At 59.7% G+C, this 5,053-nt stretch carries 4 protein-coding genes and 1 pseudogene; 4 read left to right on the forward strand and 1 reads right to left on the reverse strand.

Translation table 11 applies throughout. From position 1 onward, the window contains the following. Positions 1–192 precede the first annotated feature (192 nt). Together WCA53_RS24745 and WCA53_RS24750 are read left to right on the forward strand one after the other, a co-directional pair. A complete protein-coding gene (locus WCA53_RS24745) occupies positions 193–1,068 on the forward strand; it encodes a lipid A biosynthesis lauroyl acyltransferase (protein WP_423916629.1) in 876 nt (291 codons plus the stop codon). A 332-nt stretch (positions 1,069–1,400) separates the two neighbouring features. Beyond that, positions 1,401–2,381: pseudogene (locus WCA53_RS24750) on the forward strand (hypothetical protein). 134 nt (positions 2,382–2,515) lie between these two features. Here WCA53_RS24750 and WCA53_RS24755 read toward each other — a convergent pair. After that, complete coding sequence (locus WCA53_RS24755) at positions 2,516–2,791, reverse strand: hypothetical protein (RefSeq protein ID WP_423916632.1); 276 nt, start codon at positions 2,789–2,791, stop codon at positions 2,516–2,518. Positions 2,792–3,067: 276 nt separating this feature from the next. On the opposite strand from WCA53_RS24755, the gene WCA53_RS24760 reads away from it, so the two are divergent. Next, a complete protein-coding gene (locus WCA53_RS24760) occupies positions 3,068–3,451 on the forward strand; it encodes a hypothetical protein (RefSeq protein WP_423916635.1) in 384 nt (127 codons plus the stop codon). A 584-nt stretch (positions 3,452–4,035) separates the two neighbouring features. Further along, a partial coding sequence (locus WCA53_RS24765; RefSeq protein WP_423916637.1) for a DUF3300 domain-containing protein occupies positions 4,036–5,053 on the forward strand: 1,018 nt, incomplete at its 3' end.

Consider the following 5,053-nt stretch of genomic DNA (forward strand, 5'->3'; position numbering starts at 1 on the left):
CGCCAATGGCGGAGCGTCTTTCCACTTAGGTTAGCTATCCTTATGTACTGCATGTTCGTGCGCACGACGGATAACAATTTGACGATACCGGCCGGTCTGGAGCGAGACCGAGAGTGAGAGTCGACAGTGATATTGTGTCGACGTCAACACGTAAGCTCGCTTTTCGACATCCGATCGCATCAGGAGAGACTCGTGGATCGACTGGGCTTTGCTCTCATCGTAGCGCTGCTACGAGCTTTTTCATTGCTTCCTTACAGGTTGGTCGCGAGGCTCGGCAGCGCGCTCGGGGCAGCCTTGTATGCGCTTCCAAGTCACCGCAAACACGTGGTCCTGGTCAACCTGCGCCTCTGCTTCCCCGCGAAGACCGATCGCGAATTGGATGATCTTGCGAGGAACCACTTCCGCCACGTGGCGCGCAGCTATCTCGAACGAAGCATTCAGTGGTTCGGCAGCGCGCAATCGCTGAAAAATCTCGTCGAGATCGACAGCAAAATTGATCTTTTCGAGAAGGACGCTCCGCCTACCATTTTTATGGGCTTTCACTTCGTGGCCGTCGAGGTGGGCTGCATCCTTTACTCGACGCGCCTGCCGGCCGCCTCCCTGTATACCCGCATGTCGAACAAGCGCTTGTGCGACCTCGCCAGGCGACAACGCGGCAGGTTTGGCGCACAGATGATTGAACGCTCGACGAGCGCGAGAAAGATCGTGAGGCTCCTGCGCTCAGGAACACCAGTCATGCTCGCGGCGGACATGGATCATGGCACTGACAGCTCGGTTTTTGTTCCCTTCTTTGGCGTCCCGGCCTGCACGCTCACGTCCGTTTCGCGACTTGCACGGCTCGCTCATGCGCGGGTTGTCCCGTTCGTGACCGAGGTGCTGCCGAATTACCGGGGATATAAGTTGACAGTTTTCGAACCGCTCGACGATTTCCCATCCGAAAGCGACGCGGTTGACGCGCGTCGCATGAATGCGTTTCTTGAGGAGCAGATTTTGAAATGTCCGGACCAGTATTACTGGGTACATCGACGCTTTAAGCATCGTCCACCGGGAGCGGCAGGGGTTTATTGAACCCGTCCTTTTGTCCTTACGCCAATGACCGGCTGAAGCGGACGATCTCATCGCGCGGTCACTGATGCCGTCAGTAACATTTGCGAATGGCCGGAAAAGCAGTGGCCGATGACCTGGCGGGCGACTCGAAGGAATGAACGACTGCTGCTCGCGGCGGATTCAACCGGTGGATGCAACGGTTTGCTGAAATCGTTCGGCAGCCGCTATAAAATTTTTCAACTTACCCTGCTGGAGTATTCTCGGCGAAATCCTGCCAACTTGCTCGCGAGCAACGATCAAAGCTGCCAGCTGTCATGCTGGTGTGATTTCCGTCACCACCGGACGTCTCAACGATGAAGGCTAACCGGACTCTCGCTATTGTCACTGCGGTGCTATGCAGGGGAGCGGACCACGCGTCGGCTCAGGAATTGGCGCTGTACACCGGACCATTGACCGGTGAGCACAGCCATTCCTACGCGTGGTCGATGGACTATATGGAGGGTTTCGGCCAGAACCTTGCCGGCAGCATCACCTGGCGTAACGATAGGCATATTCCCGATCATCACCGCGATGGCCCGCTCGTGCAGGTATGGGGCAGACTCCACCTGGGCAGCGGCGCTTCGTTGTCGCTCTCGGCGTGGGCCCCTATCGTTACTTTGACACCGAGGCAGCCGAGCAGGGCCTCGGCTATTCGAATACGCATGGATGAGGCGTCGTCTACAGTGCGCGTGCCACGTGGTATTCATCGCGGCGCTGGACGGCGAACCTGCAACTCAATCACGTGCAGGTAGCGAACGGCCGTCGACCACTGCGGTCATGCTCAGCGTCGGCGATCAGCTGGACGGCCCGGACACGCCGGGGCCGCGTGACTTCGCACTGTCGCGCACGCAAAAGGTCACGAACAACGAAGTCACGGTGCTGGCCGGCGCGACGATCCTGAACAGCCCGGGATGGGAAACATCAGCCGCAGAGGCGATCGAATACAGGCGCGGGCTGACAAGCTGTCTCGACGCAACGCTCGGATATCTGCACGAAGGCGACGGCCTGACCGCGCGCCGCGACGGAGTGACCGCGCCACTCTGGCTCTCGCGGGCATTCTTGAATGAACGCCTGGCGCTCGGCATTCGTGCTGGAGCTATGCGGCGATCCATCATGGCGAGTCGACCGAAAATGGCGACACACAGGGCGATGGCGTTCTGTCTGAACTCGTGTCGGTAACGGCTTCGTATCGCGTCACGCGGAACTGGTCGGCGCGCGTGACGTGGAACCGCGTAGTCACACGTTATAGCCACGATACGGATGTCATCCTGGGTGGCATCGGGTATCGGTTCTAGCGCGCGGAGCTCGACCAATGAGATGCGACACTGCTTGAGCGCCCAAGCGAAACCCCTTGCTCAGCACAAGGGTCGCCGGGTGGATGATGTCTGCTCCGCCGCTGCCAGTCCCGGCATTCGATTGGGGCTCTGCCTCAGTACTTGATGTCGCGCTTTTCCTGGCGGCCACCCTGCTTCGTGTGGCGCTTGTCCTGCCGGCATTGGGTGTTGCTCTTCTCGTTTGCGGCCCGGCAGTCGACCTTGTTCGAGCGCGCCTCATGTTTGGCGTTCTGGTTTTCGTTTCTGCCTGCCTGGCGCTGTTGCGACTGGTTGGTGGCGAGAGCTGCGCCCGATAGCGCGAGGAGTCCGGCTGCGGCCAGAAATGCGCCAGTCCGCCTCAAAAGTCCAGTTCGTGATTCGATTATGTTCATGCTCCTTAGTCCTCCATCGTGAGAGTTTCCAAATCGGCGACCAATCCCCCCGGCAGCGATAGCGGCCGTAGTGTTGCCCCGGGCCAACGCGCCATTCGTGCCACGGTTTGCTACCATAGCCCTTGTCCTTTTCCTGCCTCGTTCAGAAGAGAACGATTCGCGTCTGATGTCCAGAAAGAAGAGCTCCAGCCGTGGCGGCAGACCGCGCCAGCCAGCAAAGCAATGCTTCTGCCGATGTCACGTGCTTCTGCGAACGAGGTTTCGCTCGGAAATCACGTGGCTTTGTCGGCTTGCCTCACGGGCACCGACAACGCGGACCTGATTAACGAGTTGGCGCGTGCACTGTATCTGACGTTTTACCTTCAGGAATCGGGTTACGGCGACGTCCCACTGAATCTGTACAAAAAGGGCGAGGTATTGCTTGAGGCCGCGCTCTCCCGCGCCGAGGCCGAGGGCGTCTGGGAAATAGCGCCGGAAGCTGCGCAAATTCTTGGCGAAATCCTACACCTTCATGACGCGCAGCTCCGGTCCGCGCCGACCAGAATTCTGGTCGACGCGGGTGCGCGGCTCGCCCGTTTCACCCAAAGTGACGCGCGCTCGCCACTCCCCGATCAGGTTGCCTACCGTGATGCAATCCGCAGCTCCGAAGGCACCGTTTGACTTGCGCGTTGCCACAGTGCGGCCTCAGTGATTGTCCCTGCCCGTGAAATAGGACCAAGGTCCAATACCTGCCGGCGTGCGTCAGGCCTATTCTTGAGCTGGCTTATTTTTGTCTGCGATCGCCACGACAATAGCAACAGGCCTGTTGACGATTATCGTCCGTCCAACCTGGTTTAGCGTGACCTTTGAATTTGAACCCGCTTCGAAAATGACACCGGGTACCGTGGTGCCATTGAAATGCGGGGCCGTTTGACCCGGTCCGAAAGCCCGGCAAATCATCAGGGCTACGGTTGGAGCGTCGACATGAGCCATAACTTGGCTGGGCTCGAGCAGGCTGCGTTCTGGCTACATGTCGTCATTGCTGTCGTGTTGCTGGGGTACCTTATCCGCGGCAAAGACCCCGCGGTTGACGGGTGGATCACGCTAGTGCAGCAAATGCCCACGATTGAATTCTCTTCGGACTCTCCGCTTCCCGAGTCGACTCCACAACCATCGGAAAAGGCAGCCGCATGGCCGCCGCCCGGTGACGTGATTATCACAAACACATCGTTTTCCGCGTCAACAACCTGCCGCAAGGAGGGGCCATGACCAACTGGAACAAACGATGGGCAAAAGCAGTTTTTCTGTGGCTGATTTTGCCAGTGATCAATCAAGCTTGTGCGGATCGCGGTCCCGAGAACTCTGTGCAGGGCCCCGCACAGGTCCCTGCACAGATGCCCGCGCAGACCACCCCACCACAGATCCCCGCACAGACGCCTGCACAGACTCCTCCACAGCCCTCCGCACAGAGCCCTGCGCCATTCAAGCCAGAGGAGCTCGAGGCGCTGGTCGCGCCGATCGCGCTCTACCCGGACTCCGTGCTTTCACAGGTGTTGATGGCGTCGACCTATCCGCTGGAGATCGTGCACGCGGCGCGCTGGGTGAAAGCGAATCCTAACGTGAAGGGCGATGCAGCCGTGAAGGCGGTTGAGAATCAGCCATGGGACACCAGTGTGAAATCGATGGTGGCGTTTCCGCAAATACTTGAGCCGATGAGCGACAAGCTCGACTGGACGCAGAAGCTCGGCGACGCTTTTCTTGCACAGCAAACAGAAGTCTTCGCTGCGGTGCAGCGGCTGCGGGCACGCGCGCAGGAATCGGGGAACCTGAAATCGAACGAGCAGCAGAACGTAGTCGTCGAGCCCGCGCCGGCGGGTGCGGGGGCGACCATCGTACGCATCGAGCCCGCGAACCCGGAGGTGATCTATGTGCCGGCCTACAACCCTACGGTTGTGTATGGCGCATGGAGCTATCCGGCCTACCCGCCAACCTATTGGCCTCCGTACCCCGCTTACTACCCCGGTTACTATCCAGGCGCGGCTCTCGCGACGGGATTCGCCTGGGGCGTAGGTATCGCTGCTGCCGGTGCGATCTTCGGCAACTGTAACTGGGGCGGCGGCGACGTCAACATCAACGTGGACAAGGCCGCGAACATCAATCGCAACTTTGATCGCAGCAAAGTGCAGGGACAAGGAGGCCGCTGGCAGCACGATGCAGGCCATCGCCAGGGGGTCGCCTATCGGGACAATGCGACGCGCGATAAATTTGCCGGCCAGGCGCCGG

The organism is Caballeronia sp. (assembly GCF_049581465.1).
Lineage (GTDB): Bacteria > Pseudomonadota > Gammaproteobacteria > Burkholderiales > Burkholderiaceae > Caballeronia.